At 67.5% G+C, this 20,100-nt stretch carries 6 protein-coding genes; all 6 read left to right on the plus strand.

Features of this window, described 5'->3' with window-relative positions:
- The 6 genes from murC (at position 1) to ACJ8AT_RS19610 (ending at position 19,869) form a co-directional block, all read left to right on the plus strand.
- Positions 1 to 1,428 carry a UDP-N-acetylmuramate--L-alanine ligase gene (murC, locus tag ACJ8AT_RS19585; protein ID WP_407739288.1) on the plus strand — a complete coding sequence of 476 codons (1,428 nt, stop codon included), beginning with the start codon at positions 1 to 3 and terminating at the stop codon, positions 1,426 to 1,428.
- Positions 1,429 to 1,430: 2 nt separating this feature from the next.
- Positions 1,431 to 2,363, plus strand: coding sequence for a UDP-N-acetylmuramate dehydrogenase (gene murB, locus ACJ8AT_RS19590; RefSeq protein WP_407739289.1), 933 nt, complete (start codon positions 1,431 to 1,433; stop codon positions 2,361 to 2,363).
- 47 nt (positions 2,364 to 2,410) lie between these two features.
- On the plus strand, positions 2,411 to 3,304 hold the full coding sequence (locus ACJ8AT_RS19595; RefSeq protein ID WP_407739436.1) for a D-alanine--D-alanine ligase: 894 nt from the start codon (positions 2,411 to 2,413) through the stop codon (positions 3,302 to 3,304).
- Between the two features lie 131 nt (positions 3,305 to 3,435).
- On the plus strand, positions 3,436 to 4,290 hold the full coding sequence (locus ACJ8AT_RS19600; RefSeq protein ID WP_407739290.1) for a cell division protein FtsQ/DivIB: 855 nt from the start codon (positions 3,436 to 3,438) through the stop codon (positions 4,288 to 4,290).
- 45 nt (positions 4,291 to 4,335) lie between these two features.
- Positions 4,336 to 5,568 (plus strand): cell division protein FtsA, encoded by a 1,233-nt coding sequence (gene ftsA, locus ACJ8AT_RS19605; RefSeq protein ID WP_044198530.1) that lies wholly within the window; start codon positions 4,336 to 4,338, stop codon positions 5,566 to 5,568.
- Positions 5,569 to 5,811: 243 nt separating this feature from the next.
- Entirely contained in the window at positions 5,812 to 19,869 is a 14,058-nt protein-coding gene (locus ACJ8AT_RS19610) for an Ig-like domain-containing protein (protein ID WP_407739291.1), read from the plus strand.
- Positions 19,870 to 20,100: the final 231 nt, after the last annotated feature.

Genomic DNA, 20,100 nt, shown 5'->3' on the forward strand with positions numbered 1-20,100 from the left:
ATGACGAAGGCCGGCGGCAAGCCTCAGAGCCTCTTCAAGACGCGCCATGCGGCGCAGGTGCACTTCGTGGGCATCGGCGGCATCGGCATGAGCGGCATCGCCGAGGTGCTGCTGAACCTGGGCTACCGGGTGTCGGGCTCGGACCTGAAGGGCAGCGAGATCACCAAGCGGCTGGCCGCCATGGGCGCCACCATCTACGAGGGCCACAAGGCGCAGAACCTGGTGCAGGCGGACGTGGTGGTCATCTCCTCGGCGGTGAAGAAGGACAACCCGGAGGTGGTGACGGCGCGCCAGCGGAAGATCCCCGTCATCCCTCGCGCGGAGATGCTCGCCGAGCTGATGCGCCTCAAGTACGCGGTGGCGGTGGCCGGCAGCCACGGGAAGACCACCACCACGTCCATGGTGGCCACGGTGCTCTCGGCGGCGGGGTTGGATCCGACGGCGGTGGTGGGCGGCAAGGTGAACGTGCTCGACTCCAACGCCAAGCTCGGCAAGAGCGAGCTGATGGTGGTGGAGGCCGACGAGAGCGACGGCAGCTTCCTCAAGCTGCACCCGGCCATCACCGTGGTGACGAACATCGATCCCGAGCACATGGACCACTACGGGACGCTCGAGGCGCTGAAGACGGCCTTCGTGGAGTTCTGCAACCGCGTGCCGTTCTACGGGCTCAACGTCCTGTGCCTGGACCACCCCAACGTGCAGTCGCTGTTGCCCTTGCTGGAGAAGCGCGTCGTCACCTACGGCAGCTCGCACATGGCGGACTACCGGCTGGAGGCCGTGGCGCTGGAGGGCTTCACCACGCGCTTCAACGCGTTCCGGCGCGACGAGCCGCTGGGCGAGTTCCGCGTGCGCATGGTGGGCGCGCACAACGCCCTCAACGCGCTGGCCGTCATCGCCGTGGCCGAGGAGATGGAGATCCCCCTCGACATCGTGCGCGGCGCGCTGGCCGAGTTCGGCGGCGTGCAGCGGCGCTTCACGGTGCGCGGCGAGGTGAACGGCATCACCGTGGTGGACGACTACGGGCACCACCCCACGGAGGTCATGGCCACGCTGGCGGGGGCTCGGCGGGCCTTTGGCCGGCGCCTGGTGGTGGCCTTCCAGCCACACCGCTACACGCGCACGCACGATCTGATGAAGGAGTTCGCCACCTCATTCAACGATGCGGACGTGCTCTTCCTCTCCAGCGTCTACGCGGCGGGCGAGGATCCCATCCCCGGCGCCACCAGCGACGCGCTGGCGGAGGCCATCCGCGCCCACGGCCACCGCGATGTGACGTACGTGGAGAAGCGAGTGGACCTGCCCTCGGCGATCGCTCCTCGGCTGCGCGAGGGTGACATCGTCATCACGCTCGGGGCGGGCGACATCACCCAGGTGGGGCCGGACCTGCTGGCCCAGCTCGGCAAGCCCGGAGCGGCCAAGGGCGCGTGATCATGACAGCGCGGACTGCATCGTCCCTCTCGGAGCGGGTGGCGCTCCTGGGCGGCTGTGAGGTGAAGGCGGGCGAGCCGCTCGCGCCCCTCACCAGCGTCCGGGTGGGCGGCCCGGCGGAGGCGCTCGTGCGTCCGCGCACGCCCGAGGCGCTCGTGGCGCTGCTGCGGCTGGCTCGCGAGGAGGGCGCTCCGGTCACCATCATCGGCGGCGGAGCGAACACGCTCGTGGGAGATGGCGGCGTGAAGGGAATGACCCTGCGCCTGCCGGGAGATCTGTTCCCCGAGGTGGCCGAGGTCACCGGGGAGGAAGGGCGGCTCACGCTGGGCGCCGGTGCGGCCATCGTCCGGCTCATCAACGTGATGCGCGCCAACGGCCTCGTCGGCGCGGAGTTCCTCGCGGGCATCCCTGGGACGCTGGGCGGCGCGGTGTCGATGAACGCAGGCACCAAGAACGGCGAGTGCTTCCGCGTCGTGGAGGCCGTCGAGGTCGCCACCGTGGACGGGGTAGGGTGGTTGACGAAGGCGCAGATCCCCCATGCGTACCGGCACTCGGAGCTGCCCCCGGGCAGTGTCGTGACGCGGGTGCGCTTCCGGCTGCCCAAGGGAGACCTCGCGGCCTCCAAGCAGGCCATGGACAAGGATCTGGCCTACCGCAAGAGCACCCAGCCGCTCAGCCAGCCGAACTTTGGCAGCGTCTTCACCAACCCGCCGGGTGACTTCGCCGGGCGGCTCATCGAGCTGGTGAAGCTCAAGGGTCACACCCTCGGCCGCGCGCAGGTGTCCACCCTGCACGCCAACTGGATCGTCAATCTGGGCGGCGCCACCGCCCGCGACGTCCTCGGCCTCATCACCCTGATGCAGGAGCGGGTGAAGGCGGAGACGGGCGTCGAGCTCAAACCCGAAGTCAAACGAGTAGGGGAGTTCCTTCCGTGAGCGTCCTGTCCAAGTCCGATCTGAAGAACAAGCGCGTCGGCGTGCTGATGGGTGGCCTGTCCGCGGAGCGCGACGTGTCGCTGCGCACCGGGGCCGCCGTGTCCAAGGCGCTGCGCTCGCTCGGATACGATGTGGTGGACATCGACGTCGGCAAGGATCTGGCCGCGCGCCTCGTGACGGAGAAGGTGGACGTGGCCTGGATCGCCCTCCATGGCCGCTACGGCGAGGACGGCTCCGTCCAGGGGCTGCTCGAGTCCCTGTTCATCCCCTACACCGGCAGCGGCGTGCTCGCCTCGGCGCTGGGCATGGAGAAGGTCTACGCCAAGCAGATCTTCACGAATCACGGCATCCCCACGCCTCCCTACAAGGTCTTCTCCGAAGCCGGAGCCGCCAAGGCCGCGGTGGACTCGCTGCCCTTCCCGTTCCCCGTGGTGGTGAAGCCCAGCCGCGAGGGCAGCAGCGTGGGCGTCCACGTCTGCAAGACGAAGGAGGCGTACCTGGCCGCCGTGGAGGACGCCTCGAAGTACGCCGGCTTCCTCCTGGTGGAGCAGTTCATCAAGGGCCGCGAGGTGCAGGGCGCCGTGCTGGATGACGAGGCGCTCGGCGTCATCGAAGTCGTGGTGGCCCGCGAGTTCTACGACGCCGAGGCCAAGTACAAGGCCGGCAGCGGGACCAAGTACCTCTTCCCGGCACCGCTGCCCGCGGACCAGTATGCGCGCGTGAACGAGGTGTGCCTCGCCGTTCACAAGGCCCTCGGGTGCAAGGGGGCGTCTCGCTCCGACGTCATCGCCACCGAGTCGGGAGACGTCTACGTGCTGGAGATCAACACCCTGCCGGGCATGACCGAGACCAGCCTGCTGCCGAAGATCGCCTCCGGAAGGGGTATTGATTTCCCCACCTTGTGTGAGCGGATCCTCCTGAGCGCCTCGCTCAAGGCCTGAGGTCCCCACATCCCCGCGTCCCCAGGAAACCTAAGGGGTTTCCCTGAGGCTGGGCGCTACAGCTACATACCAGTAGCCAAAAACTGGCGCGTCGATCCAACCCGGCGCAGCATGCCGACCTGTTTTCTCCAATGGCCTTCGGGAAGTCCAAGAACCGTCGCCGCGTCGACACCGCCCAGCAGAAGGAGGCGGTGAAAGGCGCCGTGCGCACGCACGGTCCCTCCGTGCTCAAGGGCCTGCTCGCCGCGGTCCTGACGGCGGGGCTTGTCTGGGGTGGGCTGGAGCTGCGCGCCTGGGCCCTGGCCTCGCCGCGCTTCCAGCTCCAGGAGGTCAACTTCACCGGGCTCAACCGCGCCTCGCGCGCCGAGCTGGTGAAGCTGTCCGGCCTGGCCCTGGGGCAGAACCTGTTCGCCCTGGAGGTGCCCGTGCTGGAGAAGGCCATGCTCCAGCACCCGTGGGTGCACAGCGTGCAGGTGACGCGGCACTTCCCGGCCTCGGTGTCCGTGGAGGTGGTGGAGCACACCCCCGAGGCGCTGGTGGTGCTCGGGGACTTGTACGTGCTGAACGGGGAGGGCGAGCCCTTCAAGCGGGTGACGCCCGGAGACGGGCTGGACTTGCCGCTCGTCACCGGCGTGGTGCGCGAGGACTACGTGAAGGAGCCGGCCGCGGTGCGCGAGCGGCTGAAGGCGGCGCTGGAGGTGGCGCGCTCGTACTCGGCGCTGAAGATCGGCCGCCACGAGCGGCTGTCCGAGCTGCGGCTGGACGGCGCGTCCCTGGCCCTGGTGACGGTGGGCGGGCAGGAGGTGCTGATGGGCGAGGGGAACACGGAGGCCAAGCTCTCGAAGCTGACGCGCGTGCGGCGCGAGCTGAGCGCCAAGGGCCTGGCGGCGGATGTCATCCACCTGGACAACCGGGCCCGGCCCGGCTGGGTGGCAGTGAAGCTTTCGAGTCCCGTCTCCGAGAGGAACGGGAGCTCGACGCAGTAAGGGCAGCCCTTTCACGAGAGTGGGGGCAGCGGGGAGGCAGTTCTCATGGCGAAGCAGAAGTCTGGGGAGATCATCGTCGGCCTCGACATCGGCACGACGAAGATCTGCGCGATCGTCGGTGAGCTCACCGACAGCGGGATCGACATCATCGGAATCGGCACCCACCCCTCCAAGGGGCTGCGCAAGGGCGTCGTGGTCAACATCGAGGCGACCGTGTCCTCCATCCGCCGCGCGGTGGAGGAGGCGGAGCTGATGGCGGGGGCGGAGATCTCCCACGTCTACACGGGCATCGCCGGAGGCCACATCAAGGGCTTCAACTCCCAGGGCATCGTCGCGGTGAAGGACAAGGAGGTGCGCGAGGCGGACATCGCCCGCGTCATCGACGCCGCCAAGGCCGTGGCCATTCCCCTGGACCGGGAGGTGATCCACGTCCTGCCGCAGGAGTTCATCATCGACGATCAGGGCGGCATCAAGGAGCCGCTCGGCATGGCGGGCGTGCGGCTCGAGGCCAAGGTGCACATCGTCACGGGCGCGGTCTCCAGCGCGCAGAACATCGTCAAGTGCGCCAACCGCACCGGGCTCAACGTGGCCGACATCGTCCTGCAGCCGCTGGCCTCCGCCGAGGCCGTGCTGAGCGAGGACGAGAAGGAGCTGGGCGTGTGCCTGGTGGACATCGGCGGCGGCACCACGGACATCGCCATCTTCTCCGGCGGCTCCATCGTCCACACCGCCGTCATCGCCCTGGGCGGCAACAACCTCACCAGCGACATCGCCATTGGCCTGCGCACCCCCGCGCACGAGGCCGAGCGGATCAAGCAGAAGTTCGGCTGCGCGCTCGCCAGCATGGTGAACAAGGATGAGACCATCGAGGTGCCCAGCGTGGGCGGGCGCCAGCCGCGCGTGCTCGGCCGGCAGATCCTCTGCGAGATCCTCGAGCCGCGCGTGGAGGAGATCTTCCAGCTCGTCCACCGGGAGATCCAGAAGTGCGGCTACGAGGATCTGCTCGCCTCGGGCGTGGTGATCACCGGCGGCTCCACGCTGCTGGCGGGCATGCCCGAGCTGGCCGAGGAGGTACTCGGACTGCCCGTGCGGCGCGGTATGCCTCGCGGTATCGGCGGCCTGGTAGACGTGGTGAAGAGCCCCATGTACGCCACCGGCGTGGGCCTGGTCGTCTATGGGGCACGCAACCTGGACCGGCGCATGTTCCGCATCCGCGAGGAGAACGTGTACAAGAAGGTCAAAGGCCGCATGCGCGAGTGGCTTGAGGAAATTTTCTAGCCAGACTGCGCCTCGAAACCCGGAAAGCGCGGAGAGGGATCCCGAAAGGGGATCCCTCTTTTTTTTGATCAACAGTTCTTGGGTAGACTCTGCGCGATTCGTTTCCGTCCGAAAGTCGTAATCCGCCGACCCCGCCAATACCCGCATCCGATCAGACCGAAGAATGAGGCCGCTCTCGAGTGGCTCCGTCCCGGTCCCGGAACATCCACCATGATGGGTTCCACTTTGCCTTCTCTCCGTTCCATGAACTTCCGACTGCTGGCGCCGCTGCTGGTGCTGGGCCTGTTGGGCGCCTCGTGTGGTCCCGAGCCGGTTGAGGCTCCCGAGAGTTCCGAGCCCTCCAATCCCTCGCAGCCGACGATCATTCCGCAAGAGCAGCCGCTGCTGGGCGAGTGGATGCCCACGCCCGACCAGAACCTGATGTGGATGCTGGCGGCGGACGCGAACCTCTCGGCGACGATCAGTGACGCGTCCACCGCGGTCGCTCTGGGCACTGTCGTCAACTACAGGGTCGACTTCCAGAACGTGGGGCCCCAGGCCGCCAGCAACGTCACGCTGACGGTGAACCTGCCTCCTCAGTCGTTCTTCCAGAGCGCCTCTGCGGCTCCGACGGGTTGGACGTGCAACCCCTCGGGCAGCATCTACAAGTGGATCTGCACGACGGCGTCGTTCGCGGTGAACTCGGCGCAGTTCATCACCTTCAGCATGCAGGCGCCCTTCCAGGAAGACGTCCTGATGGTGGCCAGCGTCAGCATCACTTCCGACACGAATGATCCCACTCCGGGCAACAACACGGCCACGGATGAGACGGCCGTCGGTAACAACGACGCGCCGGTGAACACGGCGCCGGTTCCGTTCACCATCCCCGAGGACACGCAGGTCACCTTCGGGGCCGCGGGCAAGAAGTTCGCCACGACGGACCCGGATGCGTTCACCCGGCCCGTCCGCATCACCCTGGGCGTGGACAAGAACAACGGCACGCTGACGCTGAGCGGCGTTACGGGCCTCACCTTCCTGGGTGGCGATGGCACTGCTGACTCGAGCATGGTCTTCGACGGCAACCTGACCAACGTCAACGCCGCGCTCAATGGGATGGTGTTCATCCCGAAGGCCGACTTCTTCGGCTCCACCTCCATCGTCTTCACGGTCGTCGACCTGGGGAACAGCGGCCTCGGAGGAGTGAAGCAGACCGTCAACATCGTCCCCATCACCATCACCCCGGTGAATGATCCGCCCACCGCGGTGAATGACACCTTCTCGGTGCCGGGTGACAGCACGGACTACCCCCTCGACGTGCTGGCCAACGACACGTACCTGCCGGACGGGCCCGAGACGCTCACCATCACCGCGGTGACCCAGCCGGCGACGGGCTCGGTGACCTTCACCGGGACGGGCATCAAGTACACGCCGCCCGTGGGCTTCCGCGGCACCACGACGTTCACGTACACGATCTCGGATGGCAACGGCGGCACGGCCAGCGCGACGGTGACCTGCAACGTCGGCCAACCGAACAGCCCGCCCACGGCCAACAACGACAGCTACACGGTGGTGGAGGACAGCTCGGCCACCACGTTCTTCGTGCTGTCCAATGACAGCACGGCGCCGGACACGGGCGAGACGCTGACCATCACCAGCGTGACGCAGCCGGCGGGGGGCACGGTGACCCTCGGGTCGCCCCCGACGAGCGTGAGGTTCACGCCGACCCCGAACTTCTTCGGCACCACGACGTTCACGTACACCATCTCGGACGGCCGAGGCGGTTCGGCCACGGCCACGGTGACGGTGACGGTGACGGGGACGAATGATCCGCCCACGGCCACCAACGACACCTTCCCGGTGCTCGAGGACAGCACCGCCAACGTCCTGGACGTGCTGGCCAACGACTCCTCTCTGCCGGACGGCCCCGAGACGCTGACGATCACCGCGGTGACTCAGCCGGCCAATGGCTCGGTGACCAACAATGGCACCAACGTCACCTTCACGCCGACGCCCCTCTTCTTCGGCACCACGACGTTCACGTACACGATCTCGGACGGCAACGGGGGCTCGGCCAACGCCACGGTGACGGTGAACGTGGCGAAGGTGAACCACCCGCCCACCGCCACCAACGACAGCTTCTCGGTGGCCGAGGACAGCACGGCCACCACGTTCGACGTGCTGGCCAACGACAGCATCGCTCCGGACACGAATGAGACGCTGACCGTCACCTCGGTGACCCAGCCGGCCAACGGCTCGGTGACCACCACTGGCCCCAACGTGAAGTTCACGCCGGCGGCCAACTTCTTCGGCACCACGACGTTCACGTACACCATCTCGGACGGCAATGGCGGCACGGCCACGGGCACGGTGACGGTGAACGTGACGGCGGTGAATGACCCGCCCGTCGCCACCAACGACAGCTTCTCGGTGGGGGCCAACACGAGCGGCAACGCGCTGGACGTGCTGGCCAACGACACGTACCTGCCGGACGCGCCCGAGACGCTCACCATTACCTCGGTGACCCAGCCGGCCAACGGCACGGTGACCAACAATGGCTCCAACGTCAGCTTCACCCCGGTCGCGGGCTTCAAGGGCGTGACGACGTTCACGTATACGATCTCGGATGGCCATGGCGGCACGGCCAGCGCCACGGTGACGGTGACGGTGGGCAACAACCCGCCCATCGCCAACAACGACAGCTTCTCGGTGCCCGAGGACAGCGGGACCACGCCGTTCAGCGTGCTGGCCAACGACAGCACGGCGCCGGATACCGGCGAGACGCTGAGCATCCTCTCGGTGACCCAGCCGGCCAACGGCTCGGTGACCTTCACGGCCTCCAACGTCAGCTTCAAGCCGGCGGCCAACTTCTTTGGCACCACGACCTTCACGTACACCATCTCGGATGGCAATGGCGGTACCGCCACGGGCACGGTGACGGTGAACGTGACGGCGGTGAATGATCCGCCCGTCGCCAACGCTGACTCCGTCTCGGTGCCCGCGAACAGCGGCGCCAACGTGCTGAACGTGCTGGCCAACGACACGTACCTGCCAGACGCGCCCGAGACGCTCACCATCACCGCGGTGACTCAGCCCGCCAGTGGCACGGTGAGCTTCACCGGCACCAACGTCACCTTCACGCCCGCGACGGACTTCGAGGGCACCGTCACGTTCACGTACACGATCTCCGACGGCAACGGCGGCACGGCCACGGGCACGGTGACGGTGACGGTGACGCACGTGAACCACCCGCCTGTCGCCAACAACGACTCCTTCACAGTGGCCGAGGACAGCGGTGTCACCACGTTCAACGTGCTGGCCAACGACAGCATCGCCCCGGACACGAATGAGACGCTGAGCATCACCTCGGCGACCCAGCCGGCCAACGGCACGGTGACCTCCAACACCGGCTCCGTGAGGTTCACGCCCGCGCCGAACTTCAACGGGACCACGACGTTCCAGTACACCATCTCGGACGGCAATGGCGGCACGGCCACGGCCACGGTGACGGTGAACGTGACGCCGGTGAACGATCCGCCGGACGCGGTGGATGACAGCTACATGGTGGCCGAGGACAGCGGGCCCACCACGTTCGACGTGCTGGCCAATGACACCACGTTCCCGGATACGGGCGAGACGCTGACCATCAGCTCGGTGGCGCAGCCGGCCAGTGGCACGGTGACGCTCAGCGGCGGCGTGCTGAGCTTCACGCCGGCCGCGGGCTTCAGCGGCGTCGCCCGGTTCACGTACACGGTCTCGGACGGCAACGGCGGCACGGACACGGCGACGGTGACGGTGAACGTGACGCACACGAACCATCCGCCCACGGCCAACAACGACAGCTACGCGGTGGACGAGGACAGCGCGGCCACCTCGTTCAGCGTGCTGACCAATGACAGCACCGCGCCGGATACGGGCGAGACGCTGGGCATCCTCTCGGTGACTCAGCCCGCCAACGGCTCGGTGACCTTCACCGCGACGACCGTGAAGTTCACCCCGGCGCCCAACTTCTTTGGCACCACGACCTTCACGTACACGGTCTCGGACGGCAACAACGGCACGGCCACCGCCACGGTGACAGTCACCGTCAACCCCGTGAACGACCCGCCCACGGCCAACGACGACAGCTTCTCGGTCCAGGAGGACAGCGGGTTCACGGTGCTGACCGTGCTGACCAACGACTCCTCCGCGCCGGATGCGCCGGAGACGCTGACCGTCACCGCGGTGACCCAGCCGGCCAACGGCGCGGTGACGCTCTCCGGCGGCGTGGTGAGCTTCAAGCCCACGCCCTTCTTCAACGGCACCACGACGTTCACGTACACGGTGTCGGATGGCAACGGCGGCACGGCCACCGCCACGGTGACGGTCACCGTCACGCCGGTGAACCACCCGCCCATCGCCACCAACGACAGCTTCTCGGTGCCCGAGGACAGCGGCGCCAACACCCTGGACGTGCTGGCCAATGACTCGACCCAGGGGGATGCCAACGAGACGCTGAGCATCACCGCGGTGACTCAGCCGGCCAACGGCTCGGTGACCAACACCGCCACCAACGTGAAGTTCACGCCGGCGGCCAACTTCAACGGGACCACGACGTTCCAGTACACGATCTCGGATGGCAACGGGGGCACGGCCACCGCCACGGTGACGGTCACCGTCACGCCGGTGAATGATCCGCCCACGGCCAACGACGACACCTTCGCGGTGGACGAGGACAGCGGCCCCACGCTGTTTGATGTGCTGGCCAACGACTCCTTCGCGCCGGACACGGGCGAGACGCTCTCCGTCACGGCCGTTACTCCGACGCCCAACGGCACGGTGAGCTTCACCGCGACCCGCGTGCGGTTCACTCCGGCGGCCAACTTCTTTGGCACCGCGACCTTCACGTACACGGTGTCGGATGGCAACGGCGGCACGGCCACGGGCACGGTGACGGTGACCGTCAACCCGTTGAACGACCCGCCCACGGCCAACGACGACACCTTCGCAGTGGCCGAGGACAGCGGTCCCACGGCGCTGAACGTGCTGGCCAATGACACCTACCTGCCGGACGCACCCGAGACGCTCACCATCACCTCCGTGTCCCCGGTAGCCAACGGCACGGTGACCTTCACCGGCTCCAACGTCACCTTCACCCCGGCCGCCGACTTCAACGGCACCACCACGTTCACGTACCGGATCTCGGACGGCAACGGTGGCACGGCCACGGGCACGGTGACGGTGAACGTGTCGCCGGTGAACGATCCGCCCAAGGCCAACAACGACAGCTCCACGGTGGCCGAGGACAGCGGCGCCACGGTGCTGAACGTGCTGGCCAACGACAGCATCGCTCCGGACACGGGCGAGACGCTCACCATCACCTCGGTGACCCAGCCAGCCAACGGCACGGTGTCGTTCACGGCCTCCAACGTCAGCTTCACCCCGGCGCCGAACTTCAACGGCACCACGACGTTCACGTACACGATCTCGGATGGCAATGGTGGGACGGCCACGGGCACGGTGACGATGACCGTCACGCCGGTGAATGATCCGCCCACGGCCAACAACGACAGCTTCCCAGTGACCGAGGGCAGCAGCGCCAACATCCTGGACGTGCTGGCCAACGACACCTCCGCGCCGGACACGGGCGAGACGCTGACCATCACGAACGTGACTCAGCCGGCCAACGGCACGGCGTCGTTCACGGGCTCCAACGTCAGCTTCACCCCGGCCCCGGGCTTCTTCGGCACCACGACGTTCACGTACACCATCTCCGACGGCAACGGCGGTACCGCCACGGCCACGGTGACCGTGGTCGTCGGCGGAGTGAACCACCCGCCTGTCGCCAACAACGACAGCTTCACGGTGCTCGAGGACAGCGGCGCCACGGTGTTCGACGTGCTGGCCAACGACAGCATCGCGCCGGACACGAATGAGACGCTGACCATCACCTCGGTGGCTCAGCCGCTCAACGGCACCGTCACCTTCACGGCCTCCAACGTCAGCTTCACCCCGGCCCCGAACTTCTCCGGCACCACCCGGTTCACGTACACGATCTCGGATGGCAACGGGGGCTCGGCGACGGCCACGGTGACGGTGAACGTGACGCACGTGAACCACCTGCCTGTCGCCACCAACGACAGCTTCACGGTGGGCGAGGACAGCCAGCCCACGGTGATGAACGTGCTGGCCAACGACACCACCGCGCCGGATACCGGCGAGACGCTGAAGATCACGGCGGCGACGCAGCCGGCCAACGGCACGGTGACGTTCACGGACTTCTCCGTCACCTTCACTCCGGCGGCCAACTTCAACGGCACCACGACGTTCACGTACACGGTGAACGATGGCAACAGCGGCACGGCGACGGCCACGGTGACGGTGAACGTGACGCCGGTGAACGATCCGCCCACCGCCAACGACGACACCTTCGCGGTGGCCGAGGACAGCTCGAACACGGCGCTGGACGTGCTGACCAACGACTCGAGCTCGCCCGATACGGGTGAGACGCTCACGGTGATCTCGGTGACTCAGCCGACCGATGGCACGGTGTCGCTCTCGGGTGGCGTGGTGCGCTTCACGCCGGCCACGAACTTCAGCGGCGTCACCCGGTTCACGTACACCATCTCCGACGGCAACGGGGCCACGGCCACGGCCACGGTGACGGTGAACGTGACGCACGTGAACCACCCGCCCGTGGCCAACGCCGACAGCTTCAGCGTGCCCGAGGATGGAGTGGATGTGGGGCTGAACGTGCTGGCCAACGACAGCATCGCGCCGGACACGAATGAGACGCTGGCCATCACCTCGGTGGCTCAGCCGCTCAACGGCTCGGTGGCCTTCACCTCTTCCATCGTCAACTTCACGCCGGCGCCGGACTTCAACGGCACCACGACGTTCCAGTACACGATCTCGGACGGCCATGGCGGTACGGCCACGGCCACGGTGACGGTCACCGTCACGCCGGTGAACGATCCGCCCAAGGCCAACAACGACAGCTTCTCGGTGGCCGAGGACAGCGGGCCCACCACGTTCGACGTGCTGGCCAACGACACGTACCTGCCGGACGCGCCCGAGACGCTCACCCTCACCTCCGTCTCCCAGCCGGCCAACGGCACGGTGGCCTTCACGGCCTCGAACGTCACCTTCACTCCGGCGGCCAACTTCAACGGCACCGCGACGTTCACGTACCGGATCTCGGACGGCAATGGCGGCTCCGCTCAAGGCACGGTGACGGTGACGGTGACGCCGGTGAATGATCCGCCCACGGCCAACGACGACAGCTTCGTGGTGGACGAGGACACCAGCGCCAACGTGTTGGACGTGCTGGCCAACGACAGCACGGCGCCGGACACGGGCGAGACGCTGTCCATCCTCTCGGTGACCCAGCCGGCCAATGGCACGGTGACCTCCACCGCCTCGAACGTCCGCTTCACGCCGGCGCCCAACTTCTTCGGCACCACGACGTTCACGTACACCGTCTCCGACGGCAACGGCGGCACGGGTACGGGCACGGTGACGGTCACGGTCAACCCGCTCAACGATCCGCCCACGGCCAACAACGACAGCTTCGCGATCGCCAAGGACAGCGGGTCCATGGTGTTCGATGTGCTGGCCAACGACACCACCGCGCCGGACACCGGCGAGACGCTCATCATCATCGGGGTGACTCAGCCGGCCAACGGCACGGTGAGCTTCTCCGGGACCAACGTCACCTTCACCCCCGCGGCCGGCTTCGAGGGGATCACGACGTTCACGTACAAGATCTCCGATGGCAACGGCGGCACGGCCGCGGCCACGGTGACCGTCTATATCGGCAGCCCGAACAATCCGCCCATCGCCAACGATGACAGCTTCACGCTGGACGAGGACAGCGGCGCCACGGTGTTCGACGTGCTGGGCAACGACACGACGGCGCCGGACACGGGCGAGACGCTGACCATCACCGCGGTGACTCAGCCGCTCCACGGCACGGTGACCTTCACGGGCTCCAACGTCAGCTTCACCCCGGCGGCCCACTTCTTTGGCACCACCTCCTTCATCTACACGGTGTCGGATGGCAACGGGGGCCAGGACACGGCCACGGTGACGGTGTCGGTGAGGCACGTGAACCACCCGCCTGTCGCCAACGATGACTTCGTCTCGGTGCTCCAGGACAGCGGGCCCACGGTGGTGGATGTGCTGACCAACGACACCACGGCGCCGGACACGGGCGAGACGCTGACGGTGATGTCGGTGACCCAGCCGGCCAATGGCCTGGTGACGCTGAGCGGCGGGGTGGTGCACTTCACGCCCAACGCGGGCTTCGTGGGCACGACCACGTTCCAGTACACGGTGACGGACGGCAACAGCCTGACGGCCAGCGCCAAGGTGACGGTGACGGTGACGCCCGTGAACCACCTGCCTGTTGCCAACAACGATGCCTTCATGGTGCTCGAGGACAGCAGCGCCAACGTGTTGGACGTGCTGGCCAACGACAGCACGGCGCCGGACACGGGCGAGACGCTGACCGTCACCTCGGTGACTCAGCCGGCCAGCGGCACGGTGACGCTGAGCGGCGGGGCGGTGAGCTTCACGCCCAACACGAACTTCACCGGCACGACGACCTTCCGGTACACCGTCTCGGACGGCCATGGCGGCACGGCCAGCGCCACGGTGACGGTGACGGTAAAGCACGTGAACCATCCGCCCACGGCCAACGCCGACTCGTTCTGGGTGAAGGTCAACAGCTCGAACAACGTGCTGACCGTGCTGGGCAACGACACGACGGATCCGGATACGGGCGAGACGCTGACCGTCACTGCGGTGACTCAGCCGGCCAACGGCTCGGTGTCGCTGAGCGGTGGGGTGGTGCGCTTCACTCCCAACACGAACTTCACCGGCACCACGACGTTCACGTACACCATCTCGGACGGCAACGGCGGCACGGCTACGGGCACGGTGACGGTCACCGTGTCGAGCAACAGCGTGCCCACGGCCAACAACGACACCTTCACGGTGGCCGAGGACAGCAGCGCCACGGTGTTCGATGTTCTGGCCAACGACAGCACGGATCCGACCGCGGGCGGGACGCTGACCATCACCGCGGTGAGCCAGCCGCTCCACGGCACGGTGACATTCACCTCGTCCAACGTGAGCTTCACCCCGGCGCCGAACTTCTTTGGCACCACGGTGTTCACGTACACGGAGTCGGACGGCCTTGGCGGCACGGCCACCGCCGCGGTGTCGGTGAACGTGACGCCGGTGAACGATCCGCCTACGGCCAACGCCGACAGCGCCTTGGTGCCTCAGGACAGCGGCGCCACGGTGCTGGACGTGCTGGCCAACGACACCTACCTGCCGGACGGGCCCGAGACGCTGACGGTGGTGTCGGTGACCCAGCCGGCCAACGGCACGGTCACGCTCTCGTCGGGCCTGGTCTACTTCACGCCCGCGGCCCACTTCAGCGGCACCACGACGTTCACGTACACCATCTCGGATGGCAACGGCGGTACGGCCATGGGCACGGTGACGGTGACGGTGCAGCATATGAACAGCCTGCCCACGGCCAGCGACGACGTCTTCACGGTGACGGAGGACAGCCTGCTCACGCCGATGAACGTGCTGGCCAACGACAGCACGGCGCCGGACACGGGCGAGACGCTGACGGTGATCGCGGTGACCCAGCCGGCCGACGGCAGGGTGACGCTGACCAATGGCGTGGTGCGCTTCGCGCCGGCGCCGAACTTCAACGGCCTCACCACGTTCATGTACACGGTGTCCGATGGCAACGGCGGCACGGCCGTGGCCACGGTGACGGTGAACGTGACGCCGGTGAACGATCCGCCCACGGTCAATGACGACGCGTTCCAAGTGGCGATCAACAGCTCGGGCAACGAGCTGAACGTGCTGCTCAATGACTCCGCGGATCCGGACACCGGCGAGACGCTGACGGTGGCCTCGGTGACCCAGCCGCCCAACGGCGCGGTGTCGCTGATCGGTGGCGTGGTGCGCTTCTCTCCGTTCACGGACTTCAGCGGCATCACGACGTTCCAGTACACCGTCTCGGACGGTAACGGCGGCTTCGCCACGGGCACGGTGACGGTGAACGTGACGGGCACCAACAACCCGCCCACGGCCAACAACGACAGCTTCACGGTGGCCGAGGACAGCAGCGCCACGGTGCTGACCGTGCTGGCCAACGACACCGCCGCTCCGGACACGGGCGAGACGTTGACGGTGGTGTCGGTGAGCCAGCCGGCCAACGGCTCGGTGACGCTGACGGGTGGGGTGGTGCGCTTCACTCCCGCCCCGAACTTCAACGGCACCACGACGTTCACGTACACCATCTCGGATGGCAACAACGGCAACGCCAGCGCCAAGGTGACCGTGAACGTGACGCCGGTGAACGATCCGCCCACCGCCAACAACGACAGCTTCACGGTGGCTGTGAACAGCTCGGCCGTGGCGCTGGATGTGCTGGCCAACGACACCGCCGCTCCGGACACGGGCGAGACGTTGACCATCACCGCGGTGACCCAGCCGGCCAACGGCACGGTGACCTTTACCGCCACCAACGTCAGCTTCGCCCCGGCGCCGAACTTCAGCGGCACCACGACGTTCGCGTACACCATCTCCGACGGCAACGGCGGCACGGCCTCGGGCACGGTGACGGTGACCGTGACGGGTAGCGGCCACCTGCCTGTGGCCAACAACGACTTCTTCATGGTGGCCCAGGACAGCTCCGCCACGGTGCTGGATGTGCTGGCCAACGACACCACGGCGCCGGACACGGGTGAGACGCTCACCATCACCTCGGTGACTCAGCCGCTCAGCGGCACGGTGACGCTGACGGGTGGCGTGGTGCGCTTCACGCCCGCCGCTGGCTTCACCGGCACCACCACCTTCACCTATACGGTGTCGGATGGTAACGGTGGCACGGCCACGGCTCGCGTGACTGTGACGGTGAAGGGACCCAACCACCTGCCTGTGGCCAACGACGACACCTTCTCGGTGGCTCGGGATACCAGCTTCACGGTGCTGGACGTGCTGGCCAACGACAGCACGGCGCCGGACACGGGCGAGACGCTCACGGTGGTGTCGGTGAGCCAGCCGGCCAACGGCCAGGTGACGCTCATCAATGGCGTGGTGCGCTTCATGCCCAACGCGGGCTTCCGAGGCACCACGACGTTCACGTACAAGATCTCCGATGGCAATAGCGGCAACGCCAGCGCCAAGGTGACGGTGAACGTGACGGGGATGGGCACCCTGCCCACGGCCAAGGACGACGCCGTCACGGTGGCCCAGGACAGCGCGGCCACGGTGCTGGACGTGCTGGCCAACGACACCACGGCGCCGGACACGGGCGAGACGCTGACCATCACCGCGGTGACTCAGCCGGCCAAGGGCACGGTGACCTTCACGGCCTCCAACGTCAGCTTCACCCCGGCACCGGGCTTCTTCGGCACCACGACGTTCATGTACACCGTCTCCGACGGCAACGATGGCACGGCCACGGCCACGGTGACGGTGACGGTGACGCGCACGAACCCCCCGCCGACGGCGACGGATGACACGTTCACGGTGACCATGAACGCGGGCGCCAAGAGCCTGGACGTGCTGGCCAACGACAGCACGGCGCCGGACACCAACGAGACGCTCACGGTGACGGCCGTCACCCAGCCCGCCAGCGGTGGCACGGTGACGGTGGCCACGGACAGCTCGGCGGTGGTGTTCACTCCGGCCACGGACTTCGTGGGCGACGTCACCTTCACGTACACGGTGTCGGATGGCAATGGCGGCGCGGACACGGCCACGGTGACCGTCCATGTCGTCCGCGTGGACGTCGACTCCGACGGAGACGGCTTGAGCGACGTGCTCGAGGTGGAGACGGGGAGCAACCCGAACGACGCCGACAGCGACGACGACGGCATCAGCGATGGCACCGAGGACGCCAACCGCAACGGCATCGTGGACGAGGGCGAGACCGATCCTCGCAAGTTCGACACGGATGGTGACGGGCTCAGCGACGGTCTGGAGCGCGGTCTGGCGCAGCCGGAAGGCACGGGCACCGACATGTCCCGCTTCGTGGCGGACCTCGATCCGACCACGAAGACCAACCCGCGGCTCGTGGACACGGATGCCGATACGCTGAAGGACGGCGAGGAGGACGCCAACCACAACGGCCGCGTCGACGCGAAGGAGACCAATCCGAACAAGGCCGACACGGATGACGACGGCCTGTCCGACGGTGTCGAGGTGAAGGGCGAGAACCCGACGGATCCGACCCAGGCCGACACGGACGGTGACGGACTGGTGGACGGCTCCGAGGACGCCAACCACAACGGCAGCCTCGACACGGGCGAGACCAACCCGAACGAGGCCGACACGGATCACGGTGGCGCGGACGATGGTGCCGAGGTCAACGGCGGCACCAACCCGCTGGACCCCAACGACGACTTCGTCATCGCCGGTGGCGGGTGCGCCTCGACGGGCACCACCAGCCTCGTGCCGCTGCTCATGCTGCTCGGCCTGCCGCTGCTGCGGCGGCGCCGGGCGGCGGGCTCGCACCTGGCCTCGCGTGCTGGCACCTGGGGCGTGCTGGGCCTGCTGGCCGTCCTCGCGGCGGCTCCGGCGAAGGCCCAGGTCTCCGCCACCTCGGCCTCCGAGAAGATCGACGTGCAGCAGTACAAGCCGGCCCCCGGCGCGTATGACTTGCTGGGGCTCCACAGCGCCAGGGTGGGCAAGAGCTGGAACTTCGGCCTGTCGCTGAACTACGCCAAGGACCCGCTCGCCTTCCGCGATCCGCGGGAGAACACGACCGTCTACAGCCTGGTGGACAGCCAGATCACCGCGGACGTGATGGGCGCCATCTCCTTGTTCGATCGGTTCGAGCTCGGCTTGGCCATCCCCTTCACCTCGCAAGGCTCCGGGACCGCCAGCGTGGCGGCGCTCGCGGAGACGAGCGGGGGCAAGAGCGGCCTGGGCGACGTGCGCGTGGTGCCCAAGGCGAACCTGTACTCCGACGGCGGGCTGAGCCTGGGCGCCGCGGTGCCCATCCACCTGCCCACGGGCGGCAGCACGGGCTTCCTCGGAGGCGGCTTCTCCGTGCGTCCGAAGGTGCTCGGCGAGTGGAGCAGCAGCAGCGGCCTGCGGGTGCTGGCCAACCTGGGCCTCAACCTCCGCTCCAAGCAGCAGCTGCGCAACCTGGTGGTGTCCAACGAGCTGGCCTACGGCGTTGGCGCGGAGGTGCCCTTCCAGGTGGGAGCCCGTGAGCTCTCGGTGGGTGGCACCCTGATGGGCGCGATGGGGCTGGGGCAGTCGGGCTCCGAGGAGAAGCCGCTGGAGCTGCTGGCCACGGCGAAGTACCGCATCTCGGATGCGATCGCCGCGCAGCTCGGCGGTGGCCCGGGCCTCAGCCAGGGCTACGGAACGCCGGGCTTCCGGGTGTTCGCGGCCCTCACCTACGTGGTGCCCGAGAGCAAGGCCGAGCCGAAGCCCGAGCCCAAGCCGGAGCCGAAGCCCGAGCCCAAGGTCGAGCCCAAGAAGCCCGTGGACACGGATGGGGACGGCCTCACGGATGACAAGGACAAGTGCCCGCAGGAGGCCGAGGACAAGGACGGCTTCCAGGACGAGGATGGCTGCCCGGACCTGGACAATGATCAGGACGGCATCGCGGACACGAACGACAAGTGCCCCAACGAGCCGGAGACGAAGAACGGCTTCCAGGACGAGGACGGCTGCCCGGACGTGGCGCCGCCGGTGGACACGGACGGAGACGGCATCACCGACGACAAGGACAAGTGCCCGAACGCGCCCGAGGACAAGGACGGCTTCGAGGACACGGACGGCTGCCCGGATCCGGACAACGATCACGACGGCATCCTGGACGCGGATGACAAGTGCCCCAACGAGCCGGAGACCATCAACGGCGTGAAGGACGAGGACGGCTGCCCGGACAAGGGCAAGGTGAAGGTGCTCGTCGAGGGCGAGAAGATCGTCATCCTCGACAAGATCTTCTTCGCCACCAACAAGGCCACCATCCTCCCCAAGTCCTTCCCGCTGCTGAAGCAGGTGGCGCAGGTACTCAAGGGCAACATGCAGATCGAGAAGGTCCGCGTGGAGGGCCACACCGATGATCAGGGTGATGATGGGGCCAACCTGGTGCTCTCGCGGACCCGCGCGGAGGCCGTGCGCGACCGCCTCGTCATGGAGGGCATCGCCGCCGAGCGCCTGGAGGCCGTGGGCTACGGCGAGGCCAAGCCGATTGCCTCGAACAAGACCGCCAAGGGCCGCGAGCAGAACCGCCGCGTGGAGTTCACCATCCTCAAGGTGAAGCCCAAGGAGATCGAGGTCGAGCAGCCCTGATCAGCTCCGGGGGCATGTCAGACCCCCGGTGGAGACTGCGGCCTGTGCCCGTCCTGCGGTGCGCACTTCGGGGTGGATCTCCGGAGCGCGCCCGCCAGGGCGGTCACGCAGTGCGGCAAACACGTTTGGGACAAAGTCTCGATCCCACGTCAAGATGGCGCCCGAGCACCTTCCCGGATACGGAATGGATGTTCAGGATTCGCGTAAGTGCCTGTCAGGACTCGGGTGCGA

This window comes from Hyalangium sp. (assembly GCF_045802625.1).
Classification (GTDB): domain Bacteria; phylum Myxococcota; class Myxococcia; order Myxococcales; family Myxococcaceae; genus Hyalangium.

Coding starts and splice junctions, on each gene's coding strand:
- murB (WP_407739289.1), top strand. CDS start 1,431: ATGACAGCGCGGACTGCATCGTCCCTCTCGGAGCGGGTGGCGCTCCTG.
- ACJ8AT_RS19600 (WP_407739290.1), top strand. CDS start 3,436: ATGGCCTTCGGGAAGTCCAAGAACCGTCGCCGCGTCGACACCGCCCAG.
- ftsA (WP_044198530.1), top strand. CDS start 4,336: ATGGCGAAGCAGAAGTCTGGGGAGATCATCGTCGGCCTCGACATCGGC.
- ACJ8AT_RS19610 (WP_407739291.1), top strand. CDS start 5,812: ATGAACTTCCGACTGCTGGCGCCGCTGCTGGTGCTGGGCCTGTTGGGC.
- murC (WP_407739288.1), top strand. CDS start 1: ATGACGAAGGCCGGCGGCAAGCCTCAGAGCCTCTTCAAGACGCGCCAT.
- ACJ8AT_RS19595 (WP_407739436.1), top strand. CDS start 2,411: ATGGGTGGCCTGTCCGCGGAGCGCGACGTGTCGCTGCGCACCGGGGCC.